Below are 17378 nucleotides of genomic sequence, written 5' to 3'. Positions count from 1 at the left end.
GGGGTGCGGGTGCTGGTGACCGAGGACGACGAAAACCTGCGGGTGGCGCTCGACGCCGCCCTCCGCGCCGCCGGGTTCGCGGTCGACGCGGTGGCCGACCTGCCGGCCGCCGATGAGGCACTGTGCGTGAACTCCTACGACTGCGCGGTGTTCGACCGCATGCTGCCTTCGGGTGACGCGCTGCGGTACGTGAGCGAGCGGCGCCGGGAGGCCTGGCCGATGCCGGTGCTGTTCCTGACCGCGCGCGACAGCGTCGCCGACCGGATCGACGGCCTGCGCTTCGCCGACGACTACCTCGTCAAGCCGTTCGCCATGCCGGAACTGGTGGCGCGGGTGCGCCGCCTGTGCCGCCGCGACCTCACCAGCCGCCCGGACGTGCTGCGCTGCGCGGACGTCGAGCTGGACAACGGCAAGCACCAGGTGACCCGCGCCGGCGTGCTGCTCACGTTGACCCGCAAGGAGTACCTCGTCCTCGAACGCCTGATGACCGCCGCCGGGCGGCCGGTGTCGCGCACGGCGCTGCTGGGCTACGCCTGGGACGAGGCGGCGGACCCGGGGTCGAACGTGCTGGAGGTGGTGATCGGCCGCCTGCGGCGCAAGCTGCGCGAACCGGTGCTGATCGAGACTGTGCGGGGTGTCGGCTACCGCATGGCGGGGTGAGCAAGGGTTCCGGCGAGTTTTGTGGCGCGGCCGCTTGCTCGGTGTGGCGGGGATGTCGTGAACGGGTCGTTCATGCCGGGTGGTGACAGGGCTCCGGCAAAGTCGCGTCGGTGCAGCCCGCAGCGTTGCACCAGCGTCTTGAATGACTCATTCAGGACCTCCGAAGACCTGAATGAGTCATTCAAGACGTCGGGCGAGCGGGTCACCGGCGGCAGGGTGGCCCGGCCGCGTGACTTTGCCGGGACCCCGCCGGGTGGTGAGGTGAACGACCCCTTCATGACGTCCGGACGGCGGAACCGGCCGTGCCGACCCGACTTCCCCGCGCCCCGACCGGGTGACCGGTCCGCCGTTTCATCGGAATTTCATGATCGCTTGGCAGCATCCCCCGCGTCGGGGTCATTTCGGGCCGCGACAGCGCAAGGGGGTTGAAGTGAAGAAGATTTCCATTCTGCTGACGGGCATTCTCGCGTCCGCCGGGCTGGGCCTGCTTTCCCCGCCCGCGCAGGCCGCGTCGTGCGACGGCACTTACACGATCGTGGTCGGCGGCACGGGGGACAACGATTCGAACGCTCCTTATTGGCAGGGCAACATCAGCCAACGTGTCGGGTACCCGGCCCAGCCGATCGGCTACAACGCCCGCCAGGGCGTCAACGAGCTGAACCGGCTGATCCGCGACCAGCGCAACGCCTGCGGGGGCCAGCACGTCAAGGCGGTCGGGTTCTCGCTCGGCGCCGCGGTGGTGCACACCTGGGTGACCGAAAACTGGCCGACCATCGACAACGTGAACGCCGTGCTCATCGCGGATCCGAAGCGGGCACCGGGCCCGGGCAACGCCGGGGCGGCGGGCCACCCGCTGATCGCCCCGATCGCCGGCGCCCCGCTCGCCGGGGTGGACGACTTCTTCGGGAACATCCCGACGCTGACGTTGTGCACCGACGACGTCATCTGCGACATCGACGCGGCCTCGGGCCTGCCCGGTTACCTGTGGGAAGGCAAGCACGGCAACTACAACTTCAACGTCGACGTCTATTCCGACGACGCCGGCGGCCAGTGGTACAACGGCGTCTACTACCCCTGATCCTGCGAGGAGCCCTAGGGTGAAATGGTGAAGATGCGGGAAAAGCTGGAAGCGAGTCTCGCCCAGTCCCGGATCGCGTTGCCGTGGTGGGTGGCGGTCTGCACCAACGCGTTCTCCGCGTTGCTGGCCGCCACCGCCATCACCCAGCGGGCGGGGGCGCTGCCGCCGCTCGTGCTCGTGCTGGTCGCGCTGCTGACCGTGGCGACCAGCCTGGCCTGGCTGGGCACCGGCCGGATCCTGCCGGTGTGGACCAAGTGCGTCACGGTGGCCGCCGCGGTGGCGATCCTGCTGACCGTGCCGCGGCTGCCGGACTTCGCGCCGATCGTGCTCGTGGTGCTGGCCGCCGAGGTGGCCTCGATCGCCCGGCCGGCGGTCGCGTTCCTGTTCCTCGGTCTCGACCTCGCGGTGCTCGGCTGGGCGGCGGCCGGGCCCGGGCTGACCGGGGCGGCGGTGTACCTGGCCGCGGTGCTGCTCGGGCACTCGGGCGGGTTCATGCTCCGCTGGTACGTCCGCGCGCTGGCCGCCGAGCGCGCCGGCCGGGCGGCCGAGCGGGAGCACACGATCCTCACCGAACGCCAGCGCATCGCGCGCGAGGTGCACGACGTCGTGGCCCACTCGCTCAGCATCACGCTGCTGCACCTCACCGGTGCCCGGCGCGCGCTGCAGCAGGACCGCGACGTCGACGAAGCGATCGAAGGGCTCACCGAAGCCGAGCGGGTGGGCCGGGCGGCGATGACCGACATCCGCCGCACGGTCCGGTTGCTCTCGCACGCCCCGGCCGAACGGCACACGCTGCCGGGCGCCGGCGACATCGCCGGCCTGGTCGCCCACACCCGCGGGGCCGGTCTCGACATCCACTTCGAGCAGGAGGGCGACGCCGCCGAGGTGCCGGACCTGGCCGGGCTCACGCTCTACCGCATCACCCAGGAGTCGCTCGCGAACATCGCCAAGCACGCCCCGCGCAGCACCGCCCGGATCCGGCTGCACGTCGGCCGGAACGAGGTCCGCCTCATCGTCCGCAACACCCTGCCCGACCGGCCGGCCGAGTTCGCCGCCGACGGCTCGGGGCTGACCGGGATGGCGGCCAGGGCCGAGCAGATCGGCGCCCGCCTGCGCACCGGGCCCGACGGCGGCGACTGGCTCGTCGACCTCGCCCTGCCCCCGGCCGGAGCGACCCGGTGACCGCGATCCGGGTCCTGCTGGTCGACGACCAGGAGCTGGTGCGGTCCGGCCTGCGCCGGATCCTGCGGCCGCGCGACGGGTTCACCATCGTCGGCGAATGCGGCGACGGCGCCGAGGTGCCCGCGGCGCTCGCCGCGGCCGAAGCCGACGTCGTCGTCATGGACTTGCGGATGAAGCACGTCGACGGGATCGAAGCGACCCGGCGGCTGCGCCTGACCGGTGCCCGCCCACCGGTGCTGGCCCTGACGACGTTCGACGACGACGAGCTGCTCGCCGGCGTGCTGCGGGCGGGCGCGGTCGGGTACGTCCTGAAGGACTCGCCCGCCGAGGACCTGATCCGGGCCGTCCGCGCGGTGGCCGCGGGCGACGCCTGGCTCGACGTCGCCGTCACCGCCCGCGTGCTCACGACGTTCCGGCAGTCGGCCGGGCACCCGGAGCCGGGACACCTGACCCCGGACCAGCTCGAGCTGCTGCGCGCGGCCGGCCGGGGCGGCACCGACGCCGAGATCGCCCGCTCGCTCGGCCTGCCCGAAGCGGCGGTGAAGACCCGGTTCGCCCGCCTCATGAAGGAGCTCGGCCTGCGCGACCGGGCCGCGGCCGTCGTGTACGCCTTCGACCACGGCATCGTGACCGCCCGGAGCACCGCCGCCACCCCGGTCCCGCCGGCGCCCGCACCCCGGCCCGCGGCGGCGCGGCTGCGGTTTTCGGTGCTCGGCCCGCTGCGGGCGTGGCGCGGCACGGCCGCGCTCGACCTCGGCCCGGTCCGGCAGCAGGCACTGCTGGCCGCCCTGCTGCTGCGCCCGGACGTCGTGGTCACCGACCACGGCCTCCTCGACGACGTCTGGGGCCTCGAGCCACCGGGCACCGGCACCGGCGTGCTGCCGACGTACGTGCTGCGCCTGCGTTCCTGCCTGCGCGCGGCCCACGAAACCAGCAAGGAGTCGGTGATCCGCCGCGGCCGCGCGGGCTACCTGTTCGCGAGCAACGGCGTCTGGACCGACCTCACGCGCCTGCGCGAGCTCGACCAGGAAGCGAAAGCGGCCGCGGACACCGGAGACCTGGCCGCCGCGGCCGAGCTGTGCGCCGACGCCATCGGGCTCTTCCAGGGCGAACCGCTGGCGGGCCTGCCCGGTCCCTTCGCCGAAGGCGAGCGCCTGCGGCTGCGGGAATACCGGCTTTCCCTGGCCCAGCGGAAAGCGGACTCCCAGCTGCGCCTGGGCCGGTACGCCTCGGCGGCCGACGAACTGTCCACTGTGCTCGCCGCCCACCCGCACCGCGAGCCGATCGCGGTGCTGCTCATGCGCGCGCTGTACGCCCGTGGCCTGCGCACCGATGCGCTGGCCGTGTACCAGCGGGTCCACGACCGGCTGCGGTGCGATTTCTCGGTCGACCCGGGCGCGGAGCTGGCCCGCACCCGGGCGGCGGTGCTGGAGGGCGACGACCGTTTCCTCGGGTTCGCCTGAGGGCCGCAGTCCCATTGGGCTGCGCCGGCGTCTTGAATGACTCATTCAGGACTTCCGAAGACCTGAATGAGTCATTCAAGACGTGGGGCACTTCTCAAGCCGGTGCCGGCACGTGCAGGCGGCCGTCGCGGACTTCGGTGATCCGGTCGGCCGCCGTGAGGTGGGCGCGGTCGTGGGTGACCAGGACGGTCGCGGTCGCCCGCTGGTGGGTGAGGCGGGTGATGAGGTCGATGACGGCGGCGCCGCGGTCGTGGTCGAGGGCGCTGGTGGGTTCGTCGACCAGGAGGACGGTGGGCTCGTTCATCAGGGCACGCGCGATGTTCACGCGCTGGCGCTGACCGCCGGAAAGCTGGTGCGGGCGGCGCCCGGCCTGGGGCGCGAGGCCGACGGCGTCGAGCAGCTCCAGCGCGCGGGTGCGGGCCTTGGCGGCGGACCGGCCGTCGATCCGGGCCATGACCTGGAGCTGTTCGGCGGCGGTCAGGGCGGGCAGCAGGTTGGGCTGCTGGAAGACGATGCCGACCTTGTGGCGGCGCAGGTCGGTGCGCTCGCCGCGGCTCAATCCGGTGGCCGGGGTGCCGTCGACGACGACCGTGCCGGAGTCGGGCGTGATCAGCGTGGCGGCGACGGCCAGCAGGCTGGACTTGCCGGAGCCGGACGGGCCGACCACCGCGGTCAGGCTGCCGCGCGGGACGTCCAGGCTGACCCGGTCGAGCGCGGTCAGCCGCGTGTCGCCGTCGGGGTAGGTGAGGGTGACGTCGGTCAGGGTGAGGCTCATCGGGCACTTCCCAGGGCGGTCAGCGGGTCGACGGAGGTGAGCCGGCGGATGGCGAGTGCCGCGCCGAGCCCGCCGAGCAGGACCAGCACGGCGGCCGGGACCAGCACGGTGGCGAGGGTGAGGAGGAAGGGGATCGCGGAGCCGGCCAGCGCGGCCCCGGCGGCGACGGCGAGGCCGGTGCCGATGAGGGTGCCGCCGGCGAGCAGGACGACGGCTTGGCCCAGCGCGTCCTTGAGCAGCCCGGCCGTGGTGGCGCCCAGCGCCTTGAGTACGGCGATGTCGGCGCTGCGCTGGATCGTCCAGACGGTGAAGAAGGCGCCGATCACCAGGGCGGAGATCACGAACAGGAAGCCGCGCATGAGCTGCAGCGAGCCGTTTTCGGACTGGTAGGAGCCGATCGCGGACAGGGAGTCCGCCCGGGAGACCGTCCGGGTGCCGGCGGCGCGGTCGGTGGCCGCGAGGTCCGCGCCGGCCGTCGTGGTCAGGGCGAGCACCGTCGCGTCGCCGCCGATCGGCGGGGCGAGCGCGCGCCAGACGTCGAGCGTGGTCCAGACGACGGGCGTGTGGCTGAAGGAGGCGTCGCCGGACACCGCCGTGACGGTCAGCGGACGTCCGGCCAGGGTGACGCGGTCGCCGGGCCGGACGCCCAGGTCGGCGGCGGCCGGGGCGGACAGGACGACGTCGGCTCCGGTGAGCTTGCCGCTCTCCGGTGCGAGGGCGGAGCCGGGCCGGACGCCGAAGACCGAGACGCCGGCGCTGCGGCCGGCGGCGGTGGCCTTGGTGGTGGTGATGCCCAGCGGCTCGGCGCTGGTGACGCCCGGCGCGGCCGCCCACTGCCGCCGCTGCGCCTCGGTGACCGTGGAGTCGGCGTACGACGGGTCCTGGCCGCCGGCGAAGACGATCTCGTCGGCGGGCAGGCCGGTGATGGCGGAGACGTTCTGCTCGCCGAGCCCGGCGGTCAGCCCGGACAGCAGGCCGACGAGCAGGGTGATCAGCACGATGACGGTTCCCATCAGGGCGAAGCGCCCCTTGGCGAACTTGAGGTCTCTCCAGGCGACGAACACGGCCTCGGACTGTCCTTTCCGGAGGGAAGCGGGTACGTCTCCACAGTCGTCCCCGGTGCCCCGGCGGGGCATCCGGCGGCGGACGGCACTTCCCGGGCCGGACGACGGCGCCGCGGTTCCCTCTTTCGATAGAGGTGGTTCGCGCCGCGGCTCCGTAGCCTGGACGCACTGTGAACGCCGCCGCTCCTGCACTGACCCCGACCAGCCGGGTGCTGACCTGGTGCCTGCACCTGCTGCTCGTCGCCCTGCTCGGCCTGGCGGCGGTGCGGGCCGTTACCGGGGGACAGCCGCGGGCCGGTGCGGTCGTCGCGGTCGCGGTGGCCTGCGCGCTGGTGTACGCGGCCGGGCCGCTCCTCCCGCGTGTCCGCGTGTCCCGGCGGGCCGCCGCCGCGTGGCTGGGCGTCGTCGGCGCCGGGTGGCTGGCACTGGTCGTCCTGACCGCCGACGGGGTGTGGGTCGCCTTCCCGCTGTACTTCCTCCAGCTCCACCTGCTGTCCCGCCGGGCAGGCCTGCTCGCGGTGCTCGCCACGGCGCTGGCCGCGATCACCGCCTTCGCCGGGCACCAGGGCGCCTTCACCCCGGCCGCCGCGATCGGCCCGGCGCTCGGTGCGGCCGTCGCGGTCGCCGTGGTGTGGGGCTACCAAGCGCTGTACCGGGAAAGCGAACACCGTCGGCACCTGATCGAGGAGCTCACCGCGGCCCGTGCCGACCTGGCCGAGGCCCAGCACACCGCCGGGGTGCTGGCCGAACGGGAACGCCTGGCCCACGAGATCCACGACACCCTCGCCCAGGGCCTGTCCAGCATCCAGCTGCTGCTGCGCGCCGCCGGGCGCTCCCTGCCCGAACCCGCGGGGAACGCCGCCCGCTACGTCGAGCAGGCCCGTCAGGCCGCCGCGGACAACCTCGCCGAGGCCCGCCGCTTCGTCGCCGCCCTCACCCCGCCGTCGCTCGACGGCACCACGCTCGCCGGCGCGCTGGAACGCCTGTGCGCCACGACCAGCACGCGGCACCCGATCACCGCGCGCTTCCACCTGACCGGCGACCCGGCGCCGCTGCCGACCGCCCACGAGGTCGCGCTGCTGCGCATCGCCCAGGCGGCGCTCGCCAACACCGTCCGGCACGCCGGCGCCGCCACCGCCGAAGTCACCTTGGGCTATCTCGCCGACGAGGTCACCCTCGACGTCACCGACGACGGCAGCGGTTTCGACACCGGCCGGCTGCCGGTGCCCGACCCCGGCGAGGGCGGCTTCGGGCTGGCCGCCATGCGCGCTCGCACCCGGGCGCTGGGTGGCACCTTCGCCGTCGAGTCGGCGCCCGGCGGCGGCACCGCGCTGACGGCCCGGCTTCCCCTGCCGGAGGTGCGCCCGTGACCGAGATCCGCTTGCTGCTGGCCGACGACCACCCCGTGGTGCGGGCGGGACTGCGCGCGGTGCTGGAGACCGAACCCGGTCTCGCGGTGGTCGCCGAGGCCGCGACCGCCGAAGCCGCCGTGGCCCGGGCCGCCGCCGGCGACATCGACGTCGTCCTGATGGACCTGCGCTTCGGCACCGGGATGACCGGAGCCGAAGCGACCGCGGCGATCACCGCCCGGCCCGGGGCACCCCGCGTGCTGATCGTCACCACCTACGACACCGACGCCGACATCCTGCCCGCCGTCCAGGCCGGCGCCACCGGGTACCTGCTCAAGGACGCCCTGCCCGAAGACCTGGCCGCGGCGGTGCGCACCGCCGCGGCCGGGCGCACCGCACTGGCGCCCGCCGTCGCCGACCGGCTCCTGGACCGGATGCGCCGGCCCGGCGTCGCGGTGACCCGGCGGGAGATCGAGGTGCTCACCCTGGTCGCCGACGGGCTGTCGAACCGGGCCATCGGGGAGCGGCTGCACCTCACCGAAGGCACGGTGAAGTCCCACCTGGCGCGCTGCTACACCAAGCTCGGCGTCGACTCGCGCACCGCCGCGGTCGCCGCCGCGACGGACCTCGGCCTCATCCGCCGCTGACCTGCCGCGCCATCCACTGCCACAGGTGCGTGCCGTGGACGCTGGGGTCGTTGCGGGCGGCGTAGATCCACGACCAGTGGCCGGGGAACTGGTGGCCGTCGCGCACGACGTGGTCGTACAGCGTGAGTTCGGCGCGGGGGATGAGGTCGTGCGCGTGGACGGAGTTGGCCAGCGGGTCGACGGTGTCGTCGTCACGGGAGGCGATCAGCCAGGTGGGGGTGGCGATCGCGGCCAGTTCGGGGTCGGGGATCAGCGGCGGGTCACCCGCTTTCCGGCCGGCGACGACGCCGCAGATCGGCACCGACGAAGCGAAGGCGGTGGGATAGACGGTGGTCATCTTCATGGTCATGTAGCCGCCGTTGCTGCAGCCGGTGACGTGGACGCGGGCGGAGTTGACCGGGTGCGTGCGGAGGACGTCCCGGACGATTTCGTGGATGAGCGGGGCGAAGCGGGGCCCGTTGTCCATCCAGGCGGCCGTGCATTGCGGGGCGACGACGTAAGCGCTTTCGAAGATCGCCTGTGCTTCGCGGGTGGTGAAGCCGAGGGCGCCGCGGTTGGCGCGCAGCGTGGTCTCGTTGTCGTAGTAGCCGTCGGGCAGGGAAGCGCCTTCTCCGCCGCCGTGGAGCCAGACGATCAAGGGCCGCCGGCCACGCCGCGGCGGCGGGGAATACAGCCGGTACTTCATGCCGGACCGCGAGACGTGGTGGGTGAAGGCGTCGACTTCGGGGTTGACCAGGCGGCCCTGGGTGAACCCGGTCAGGGTGACCGGACGGCTGTGCCGCGTGACGGGGGCGTTCTGGGTGATGGTGTAGACCAGGTCCAAGCGGACGTTGCGGGCCTTGCTGTTGATGTACCCGAGGGTGCCGCCGCCGGTCTGGCCTTCGCCGTGGCTGAGGTCCAGCACGATGTTCCCGCGCTCGAGCCGCGCCGCCGTCACCGGGCGGTCGAGTTCGTAGCCGATGTCCTGGCCACCGGTGTCGATCGGGCTGGTGGCCTTGACGTGCACGCCGAACGTGGCGGTGGTGAGGCTCGCCGGGTCGATCGGGCCGAGCCGGGCGGTGCCGAGGGTGAGCGAGGTGACCTGCTCGCCGCCGTCGAGTGTCTCGGCGTCGAGGGTGAACCCGACGCGGCCGCCCGGGGAGGCGTGGGCGAGGCCGGGCAACGCGAGCCCGGCGGTGATCCCGGTGCCGGTGATCAGGACGGTGCGACGGCTGAACGCTTCGACCATGCGAACTCCTCTGTCCGGATGCAAGCGCTTCCCATCGTCACGTAGATCCCCGGCGGCCGCCAGCACCCGGATGTCGGCTGTTTCCGGTCGCTACCCGGGCGGGCCGGGCGACCGACCACAGTGGACAGACCGCGCGCTACGGCCGGCGGCTCGGTTTCCCGGACGATTCCCGGTCCGGCGGCCAGACGCCGTGGCGGGAATGCCAGCGCATCGGATCGGCGCCCCGCTTGAGTTCGATGAGGTTGAACGCCTCGAGCCCGGTCAGCGGGCGGCCCCGGCGACGCAGGAAATGCCGGATCCGCGCGAATCTCCGCCGTGGTTCGTGATTGTCGTTCGCGGTGACTCGCGCCATGGCGGCTCCCCTCCGCCGGATACGGTAGTCCGATTCTTCGTCGGCAGCGGGTGAATTCGAAGAATTCGCGCATTCGGTGCCCGCGGGGCGATCTGGATCAATTTCCGCGTGGCGGATGTGGTCGGCGACACCGGTTCCGTGCGGTTGACTTCAAGTGCTTGAAGTTCGGCATGCTGTCTCCCATGGCAGGAGTTGCGGGCGAGCAGGTGTGGCTGACGATCCTCGAGGCGTCGCGGCGCAGCGGGCTGAGCGAGCCGACGCTGCGCTACTACGAGCAGATCGGGCTGATCGGCCCGGTGCCGCGGGACCCGAGCAGCGGGCACCGGCGGTACGACGCCGAGACCCTGGAGGTCCTCGATTCGCTCGGGTGCCTGCGTTCGGCCGGGCTGCGGGTCGAGGACCTGCGTCGCTACCTCGCTCTCCTGGCACGCGGGGACGAGGCCGCCGCCGAGCAGCGTGAATTGTTCGACCACCACGCCGATCGGCTCGAAGCCGAGATCGAGCGGTTGCGGTCGCGGCTGGCGTACCTGCGGCTGAAGGCACGGCTGTGGGACGCCCGCGACCGGGGTGACGCCGACACGGCGAAGCGGCTCGTCCCGGAGCTCCTGGCGCTGATCGAGCGGTTCTGAGAGGACGGAAACATGAACGACGACAAGCGATCGGTGGTCCTGGTCACCGGGGGCACCGGCTACCTGGGCGGGCACACCGTCGCGCGCCTGCTGGCCGGCGGGCACCGCGTCCGCACCACCGTGCGCGACCTCGGGCGCGCGGCCGAGGTGCGGGCCGCCGTGGGGCCCGGTGACCTGGAGGTGGTGGCCGCGGACCTCGGCGCGGACGCCGGCTGGGCCGAAGCGGCCGAGGGCGTGGACGGGGTGCTCCACGTCGCCTCGCCGTTCCCGCCCGGCTCGCCCGGAACCGACGACGAGGTGATCCGCCCGGCTCGCGACGGCGCGGTCCGGGTGCTGGCGGCCGCCCGGGAGGCCGGGGTCCGGCGGGTCGTGCTGACGTCGTCCTTCGCCGCGGTCGGCTACGGCGCCACGCCGCGGGCGGAGTACACCGAGGCCGACTGGACCGACCCGGCCGATCCCAACAGCGCCTACGTCCGGTCGAAGGTCATCGCCGAGCGCGCCGCGTGGGCGCAGGTGCGGTCGGCGGGCGGCCCGGAGCTGGCGGTGATCAACCCGGCCGGCATCTTCGGCCCGGTCCTCGGCGGCCGCCTGTCGTCGTCGGTCGCGCTGGTGCGGGCGATGCTCGACGGGGCGATGCCGGTCGTGCCGCCGCTGTACTTCGGCGTCGTCGACGTCCGGGACGTCGCCGAGCTGCACGTCCGGGCGATGACCCACCCGCGGGCCGCGGGGGAGCGGTTCCTGGCCGCGGCCGGGAAGTCGATCAGCTTCCTCGGGATGGCCCGGATCCTCGCGGAGACCGTCGGCGGGGCCGGCCTCCCCACCGGCGAGCTGACAGCCGAACAGGTGCGGGCCGCCGCCGAGACCGACCCGGCGATGCGGGACGCGCTCGCCCGGCTCGGCCGCGTCCCGGTCATCCGCACGGACAAGGCGCGCAGCGTACTCGGCTGGCGGACCCGCCCGGTGGAAGAGACCATCGCCGACACCGCCCGCAGTCTCCTGGCGGCCCGGCTCGGCTAACGCTCGCGGCGGAACCAGCGCCGGGGGACCTTCCGCCGCCGAGCAGCCAGCCACTCGGCGATGTCGGCGACCACGGCCGGGTCGACGTGCTGCGGCGACTCGTACGCGGCGGGCGTGGAGGGTCCTTCGCCGCGGAAGAACATGTGGTCGTCGGCGTCGTGCACGCGGATCGTGACGCCGGGCCGGTCTGCCAGGCCCGCCCGCCAGCCCGCGAGGTCGCCGTCCGCGGTCACCTGGTAGTCGCGGCCGCCCTGCAGGATGAGCATCGGCCGGTCCAGCCCGGCCGCGGTCGCGACCGGGTCGTAGTCGCGCAGGTCCAGCCAGTACGACGCCGGCCAGTTGAAGAGCAGGTCCGACGCGGGGATCGCGGGGGACAGGCCGGGGCTCTCGACGAGCGCGGCCTGCCGGGTGACGGCCTCGACGGCCGCCGTCGTGGCCGGGCCGGGATCCAGCTCCGCCAGGTACTTGACCACCCGGACGGCCGTCCGGCTCAACGGCAGGGTGTCCCCGGCGAGGCTCACCAGCCCGGCGATGGACGCGTCCGCGGCCGCGACCCGCGGTGCCGCCTTGCCGCCGCCGCTGTGCCCGGCGACGAACACCCGCTCGGCGTCGACGGTCCGCTGCCGCTGGAGCAGGCGGACGGCGGAAAGCGCGTGCGGCACGTACTCCTCGGCCATCGTGAACCCGGGTTCGGCGCCGACGTGGGGATGCGTGTGAGTGACCTTGTCGAAGCGGACGACCGCGACACCGCGGCTCGCCAGGCCCCACGCCAGGTCCTTGAACGGTTTGTTCGGGCCGGTCGTCAGGTCGCGGTCGAACGGGCCGGAGCTGAGCAGCACCAAGCCGGGCCACGGGCCGCGCCCGGTGGGGACGGTCAGCGTGCCGGGCACCGCGAGCGGGCCTTCGCCGACGGTGATGTCCCGCTCGGTGAACCGGCCGGGGGTCGCGTAATCCGGTGGCTCCCAGGAGGTGCTCGACGGCGGGGCGAGCCGCAGGCCGTGCAGCAGGCCGGCGTCGTCGACCGACATGACCACGGTCAGCCCGCCGCGTTCGCAGGTCACCGGAACGCGCACCCGGACGAGCCCCGCCCCGGCCGGCCCGCTCACCGGCCCGCCGATCGCCGAGACCGGCCCGATCCGGGCGATCTCGCCCTCCCAGCCGACCCGCAGCGTCTCGGCCGACGCCACCGCCCGCAGCCTCGGCGCGAACAGCTCCTCGACGTCGGCGAACCGCCGCTCGGCCGCCAGGTCCACCACCGCCGCGGCGACTGCCGCGGGCCCCCGTTCCGTCATCGTCCCCCCACCTTTCTCGCTTTTTGCGAACGGTATCACCGTGTGAGATCGTTGGGTAGTGGACACCTTGGAACTGCTGGCGCACCCGGTACGGCTGCGGATCGTGCACGCGATGCGCGGCGGGCGGACGCACACCACCGCCCAGCTCTGCGCGTTGCTGCCGGACGTCTCGAAAGCGATGGTCTACCGGCACGTCGACCTGCTCGCCTCGGGCGGGATCCTGCGCGTGGCCGAAGAACGGCGCGTGCGCGGCGCGGTCGAGCGCCACTACGAGCTGCGGCCGGAACGGGCGTCGATCGATCCGGACACGGCCGCGGGACTGTCCCCCGAGGACCACCGGCGCGGGTTCGCGGTGGCGGTCGCGGCGCTCGTCGCCGAGTTCAACGCCTACCTGGACCGCGAGAACGCCGACCCCGCCACCGATCCCGTCGGCTACCGGCAGCACGCGATCTGGCTGAACCGCGAAGAACTGATCGCCATGAACGACGAACTGCGCGCCGCGATCCTGCCCCGGCTGGCCAATCCGCCCGCCCCCGGCCGCACCCGCTACCTGCTCAGCCCGATCCTGTTTCCCAGCGAACAACCCACTGCCGACTGAGGTGCCGCTGTAGGATCCCGGCACTGATCGGAACCGGTAGGGGGAACCGTGAGCGGTACGAGAGTTTTGATCGCCGGCGCCAGCATCGCGGGGCCCGCGCTGGCCCACTGGCTGTGCCGGCGCGGGGCCGAGGTCACCGTGGTGGAGCGGGCGCCCGGGTTGCGGCCCGGCGGGCAGGCGGTCGACGCGCGCGGGGTGACCAGGGAGGTCATCCGGCTGATGGGGCTGGACGACGCGGTGCGCGCGGCCCGCACCGAAACCGCCGGCGCGTACACGGTGGACGCGGACGGGAACGTGCTGGAGACCTTCAGCGCGGAGGACGACGGCGGCGACGGCTACATCTCGGAGATCGAGATCCTGCGCGGTGACCTGTCCCAGGTGCTGTACGACGACACGCGCGACGGCGTCGAGTACCTCTTCGGCGACCGGATCGCCGAGCTGACCCAGGACGCGGACGGCGTCGACGTGACCTTCGCGGGCGGCGGCCGGCGGCGTTTCGACCTGGTGATCGGGGCCGACGGGCTGCACTCGGCGCTGCGGGCGATGGTGTTCGGGCCGCACGAGCGGTTCGTCCGCCACCTCGGGCACGTGCTGGCGTTCTACAGCGTGCCCAACGAGTTCGGGCTGGACCGCTGGCTGCTGGACTACCAGGAGCCCGGGCGCTCCGCCATGCTGCGCCCGATCGGCGACGCCACCCGTGCGATGGCGATGTTCTCCTTCACCGCACCCGACTTCGACGTCGACCACCGCGACGTCGAGGCCCAGAAAAGCCTGCTGCGCGAGCGGATGGGCGATTTCGGCTGGCTGACCCCGCGCATCCTCGCGCACCTCGACGACACCCCGGACTTCTACCTCGACCAGGTCGCCCAGGTGGTGATGGACAGCTGGTCCAGCGGCCGGGTGGGGCTGATCGGCGACGCGGCGTTCAGCTCGTCGCCGCTGTCCGGCCAGGGCACCGGGCTGGCGCTGATCGGGGCCTACCTGCTGGCCGGCGAGCTGGCCGCGGCCGGCTGGGACCCCGCGACCGCGTTCGCCCGCTACGAGGAGCGGATGCGCTCGTTCGTCGAGGCCAACCAGGAGATGGGCCGGCTGCACGCGGAGATGCGCAGTGGCGCCGAGCCGGCCGGGGAGCCGGACATGGAGTGGCTCACTGATCTGGTCCAGCGCGCGCTCAACGGCGTCGAACTGCCCGACTACGCGGGAGTGCCGGATGCCGGCCCGTCGATCCCCGCGGCGGCCACGCGGTAGGCCGCCGGCCTCGGCGCGGGTCGCCCGAAGAGGTTACTTCCCGCGCTTCGCCGATTCGCTGCGCTTAGGGTTGTTCCCAAGATCAACCAGGGGAGACCGGTATGCGTTTGCGTTCCATCGCCGCAGTGGTCCTGCTGACCTGCGCGCCTGCCGTCGTGCCCGCCGTGACGGGTGCGGGCGCGCAGGCCCTCGCGCTGTACCCGTGCCCCGAGGTGCGGGATCCGCCCGACTACACGTTCTCCAGCCCTTCGCGTTCGTGGCTCGCGACGAACCTCCGCAGCGACTACCTGCGCGGGCCGGGCACGATCACCTACAACCGGACGGCGACGTCGACGGTGAACGCGTCGATCACGGGGACGACCAGCGCGGAAGCGGGCGTGATCTTCGCCAAGGCCAGCGTTTCCCTCGCGGTGAGCGTGGGCGCGAGCTATTCGAAGTCCGACTCGTGGTCCTACGCGGCGACCGTGCCCGCCGGCAAGGTGATGCGGTTGCAGCAGTACAAGGAGGCCCGCACGTTCACCGTGCGGAAGTACCACATCGTCCCGCCCTGCACGACGAAGTACCTCTGGACGAAGAAGGTTTCCGCGCCGGTGAACAACGCGAGCTTCCTCTGGCAGCTCGTCAGCTGAGCCCCCTGCCCGGCGAGCCGTACTCGCCGGGCAGGGTGGTCACCGCGCGGCGACCGGGCCGAGCTGCAGGACCACCGCCGTCCACGTCATGCCGACGCCGATACCCAGCAGCAGCACGTGGTCGCCCGGGCCCGCTTCGCCGGTGCGGAGCAGGTGGTCGAGCGCCACGATCTGGTCGCTGGCGCCCAGGTGACCGACTCGCAGTCCGAGTTCGGTCATCGTGCGGTGCTCGGGAATGCCCAGCGGGCGCAGGATCTGCGTGTGCACCAGGCGGCGGCCGTAGTGCGGGGCGCAGATCCGGGCGATGTCGGGCAGGTCGACACCCGCGTCGGCCAGCGCGGTCTTCACCACCGTCGTGACGCCGTCGGCGTTGCGGCTGTCGACGAGCGCCGGGCCGCCGTGGCGGCCGAGCCACTGGCGCTTGCGGGCGCGGATGTCGAGTGACCGGTGCGCGGCGATGCTGGCCGTGCGGAACGGTTCGTTGCCGCGCTGCAGGCCTTCCAGTGACGGGTCGGTGTAGGAGGCGATCGCGCGGATCCGCGCCAGGCCCGGCCGCCGGGACAGCACGACCGCGCTGCCGGCGTCGCCGTAGACGATGCCGGTGTCGGTGGTCCAGTGCGGGAAGCCGGGCGCGCCGAACCGGTCGCCCGCGGTGATGAGCGCGGCGTCGTGGTCCGGACGGCCGCGCAGCACGCTCGCCGCGACGTCCAGGCCGGCGACCAGGCTGTTGCTCATCGCGCCGAGCTCGAGCGTGAGGCCGGGCCCGGCGCCGACGCCGAGCTGGTCGCGCACGTAGGACGCGGCGTGCCAGAAATCGATGCCGGAGTGGTAGATCCCGGCGTGCAGGCACAACGTCGGCCACACCGGCTCGCCACCCGTGCTTTCCGCCTCACGCAGGGCTTTCCGCCCCGCGCGCACCGCCAGCTCGGGGCCGGGCAGCCCGGCGACGGCGGTGGAGAGCTGGCCGGTCCGCCCGGCGTCGTCGGCGGTGAACTCCCCGGCCGCCAGCGAGGCGGCGACCGGGCTCAGCGCGCCGACGTCGGTGCCGATCCCGTTGAGGTACAGGTCATCCACGCGCATCGACGGTCACCTCCGGCAGCACGGCTTCGATCTCCGACAAGGTGTCGTCGAGGTGGAGCGGGGGAGCGGACACACACCCGGCGGCCGCGAGCTCGGCGGCGACGGCTCCGGCGCTTCCCCCGGCGAACCGGTGGAAACCCGCGAAACAGGCCGGACCGGCACCCGGAACGGCGATGGCCAGGTGCGCCCAGCCGGTTTCACGGTCCCACCGCACGATCAGCCGGGTGGGCCCGGCGACGGTGTGGGTCTCGCGAAGCACCTGTGTCAACGTCGTGGCGGTCAAGCAACTTCCTTTCGGCACGGCGAACGAGCGCGCGCCACGGGGCACGCGCCGGCGGAGGATGGGCGGGGACGCGTCGTCGGGCCCCGGCGAACAGGGGGAAACTTAGCGTGATGATCACGAGCGCTCAGTGACCCCCTGATACACAGAGTGATCGCGTGGACTGGTAGAGGAGCGGATTTTCCGAAAACTGCTTGGTTTTCGTGCGCGGTGATCATGAGGATCCTTCGGGTGTTGGTCACTCTTTGTAGTGGTGACGGGTTGTCGTCGACGCTGTGGCCGCCGCGGAAGGTCCAGCGGACGCGGGACTCCGGGCGCGCCCGCGCGGGTCCGGCGGCGCGGATTTCCGCCGCCGGGGTACCGGCAGGGCCCCGGCAAAGTCGTGCCTGGTCTGCCCGGCGCGCGGGACGTCATGAACGGGTCGTTCACCTCACCCGACGACATGAACGAGTCGTTCACGACATCACGGCCGGGGTTGCGGCAAAGTCACGCGGCCGGGCCACTCTGCCGTCGGTGACCCGCTGGCCCCACGTCTTGAATGAGTCATTCAGGTCTTCGGAGGTCCTGAATGAGTCATTCAAGACGCTGGTGCAACGCTGCGAACTGCACCGACGCGACTTTGTCGGGGCCCTGACGTCTGGCGAGGTGAACGGGTCGTTCATGACGTGCGGGCGGTGACCGATGTGGCTGCCGGCTTGACTTTGCCCGAGCCCTGGGGAGTTTCGGTGACGGCGCCGGGAAGAACATCGCGGCCGGGCAGCGCACGCCCGGCGAGGTCGCCGATTCGCGCAACCCGGTGCGCTAGGC

Annotated in this window: 18 protein-coding genes; 11 read left to right on the top strand and 7 right to left on the bottom strand. The window is 73.1% G+C overall.

What is annotated here, in order from left to right; genetic code table 11:
- Positions 1–3 precede the first annotated feature (3 nt).
- From H4696_RS13055 to H4696_RS13040, 4 genes are all read left to right on the top strand, one after another.
- Positions 4–660, top strand: coding sequence for a winged helix-turn-helix domain-containing protein (locus tag H4696_RS13055; RefSeq protein ID WP_192782281.1), 657 nt, complete (start codon positions 4–6; stop codon positions 658–660).
- 430 nt (positions 661–1090) lie between these two features.
- Complete coding sequence (locus tag H4696_RS13050; RefSeq protein ID WP_192782280.1) at positions 1091–1738, top strand: cutinase family protein; 648 nt, start codon at positions 1091–1093, stop codon at positions 1736–1738.
- Positions 1739–1771: 33 nt separating this feature from the next.
- Positions 1772–2920 carry a sensor histidine kinase gene (locus H4696_RS13045; protein WP_225956642.1) on the top strand — a complete coding sequence of 383 codons (1149 nt, stop codon included), beginning with the start codon at positions 1772–1774 and terminating at the stop codon, positions 2918–2920.
- Positions 2917–4383, top strand: coding sequence for a BTAD domain-containing putative transcriptional regulator (locus H4696_RS13040; protein ID WP_169735047.1), 1467 nt, complete (start codon positions 2917–2919; stop codon positions 4381–4383). The genes H4696_RS13045 and H4696_RS13040 overlap by 4 nt, the downstream gene beginning before the upstream one ends.
- Before the next feature lie 94 nt (positions 4384–4477).
- Here H4696_RS13040 and H4696_RS13035 read toward each other — a convergent pair whose 3' ends face one another.
- Positions 4478–5158, bottom strand: a complete 681-nt coding sequence (locus tag H4696_RS13035) for an ABC transporter ATP-binding protein (RefSeq protein WP_086862082.1) — start codon at positions 5156–5158, stop codon at positions 4478–4480.
- On the bottom strand, positions 5155–6222 hold the full coding sequence (locus H4696_RS13030) for an ABC transporter permease (RefSeq protein WP_086862083.1): 1068 nt from the start codon (positions 6220–6222) through the stop codon (positions 5155–5157). Before H4696_RS13030 ends, H4696_RS13035 begins: the two co-directional genes overlap by 4 nt.
- A gap of 170 nt (positions 6223–6392) precedes the next feature.
- Here H4696_RS13030 and H4696_RS13025 point away from each other — a divergent pair, with 170 nt between their 5' ends.
- Positions 6393–7592 (top strand): histidine kinase, encoded by a 1200-nt coding sequence (locus H4696_RS13025; protein WP_192782278.1) that lies wholly within the window; start codon positions 6393–6395, stop codon positions 7590–7592.
- Positions 7589–8218, top strand: a complete 630-nt coding sequence (locus H4696_RS13020; protein WP_086862084.1) for a response regulator — start codon at positions 7589–7591, stop codon at positions 8216–8218. The genes H4696_RS13025 and H4696_RS13020 overlap by 4 nt, the downstream gene beginning before the upstream one ends.
- On the opposite strand, the gene H4696_RS13015 is transcribed toward H4696_RS13020, so the two are convergent.
- Positions 8205–9446, bottom strand: coding sequence for a PHB depolymerase family esterase (locus H4696_RS13015; protein WP_086862085.1), 1242 nt, complete (start codon positions 9444–9446; stop codon positions 8205–8207). The two genes, H4696_RS13020 and H4696_RS13015, sit on opposite strands and share 14 nt — an antisense overlap.
- Positions 9447–9582: 136 nt before the next feature.
- Complete coding sequence (locus tag H4696_RS13010; protein WP_086862086.1) at positions 9583–9798, bottom strand: hypothetical protein; 216 nt, start codon at positions 9796–9798, stop codon at positions 9583–9585.
- 182 nt (positions 9799–9980) lie between these two features.
- Between H4696_RS13010 and H4696_RS13005 the strand changes: the two genes are divergently transcribed.
- Positions 9981–10427: a MerR family transcriptional regulator gene (locus tag H4696_RS13005; RefSeq protein WP_086862087.1), complete on the top strand. Its 447-nt coding sequence runs from the start codon at positions 9981–9983 to the stop codon at positions 10425–10427.
- 12 nt (positions 10428–10439) lie between these two features.
- Entirely contained in the window at positions 10440–11444 is a 1005-nt protein-coding gene (locus H4696_RS13000; RefSeq protein WP_086862088.1) for an SDR family oxidoreductase, read from the top strand.
- Here the strand turns inward: H4696_RS13000 and H4696_RS12995 are convergent.
- Positions 11441–12736, bottom strand: a complete 1296-nt coding sequence (locus tag H4696_RS12995) for an alpha/beta hydrolase family protein (protein WP_086862089.1) — start codon at positions 12734–12736, stop codon at positions 11441–11443. The two genes, H4696_RS13000 and H4696_RS12995, sit on opposite strands and share 4 nt — an antisense overlap.
- 58 nt (positions 12737–12794) lie before the next feature.
- On the opposite strand from H4696_RS12995, the gene H4696_RS12990 reads away from it, so the two are divergent.
- The 3 genes from H4696_RS12990 (at position 12795) to H4696_RS12980 (ending at position 15211) form a co-directional block, all read left to right on the top strand.
- On the top strand, positions 12795–13334 hold the full coding sequence (locus H4696_RS12990; RefSeq protein ID WP_086862090.1) for a helix-turn-helix domain-containing protein: 540 nt from the start codon (positions 12795–12797) through the stop codon (positions 13332–13334).
- 48 nt (positions 13335–13382) lie between these two features.
- Positions 13383–14582 (top strand): FAD-dependent monooxygenase, encoded by a 1200-nt coding sequence (locus H4696_RS12985; RefSeq protein WP_192782277.1) that lies wholly within the window; start codon positions 13383–13385, stop codon positions 14580–14582.
- A 101-nt stretch (positions 14583–14683) separates the two neighbouring features.
- Positions 14684–15211: a hypothetical protein gene (locus tag H4696_RS12980; RefSeq protein WP_143265187.1), complete on the top strand. Its 528-nt coding sequence runs from the start codon at positions 14684–14686 to the stop codon at positions 15209–15211.
- 39 nt (positions 15212–15250) lie between these two features.
- Here the strand turns inward: H4696_RS12980 and H4696_RS12975 are convergent, their stop codons facing one another.
- Complete coding sequence (locus H4696_RS12975) at positions 15251–16291, bottom strand: ketoacyl-ACP synthase III family protein (protein ID WP_086862093.1); 1041 nt, start codon at positions 16289–16291, stop codon at positions 15251–15253.
- A complete protein-coding gene (locus tag H4696_RS12970) occupies positions 16278–16574 on the bottom strand; it encodes a hypothetical protein (protein WP_086862094.1) in 297 nt (98 codons plus the stop codon). The genes H4696_RS12975 and H4696_RS12970 overlap by 14 nt, the downstream gene beginning before the upstream one ends.
- Between the last annotated feature and the right edge of the window lie 804 nt (positions 16575–17378).

Origin of the sequence: Amycolatopsis lexingtonensis, assembly GCF_014873755.1 — a bacterium.
Taxonomy (GTDB): domain Bacteria; phylum Actinomycetota; class Actinomycetes; order Mycobacteriales; family Pseudonocardiaceae; genus Amycolatopsis; species Amycolatopsis lexingtonensis.
Note: the sequence above shows the minus strand (reverse complement) of the source record. Positions and strands in the feature narration are given on the sequence as shown.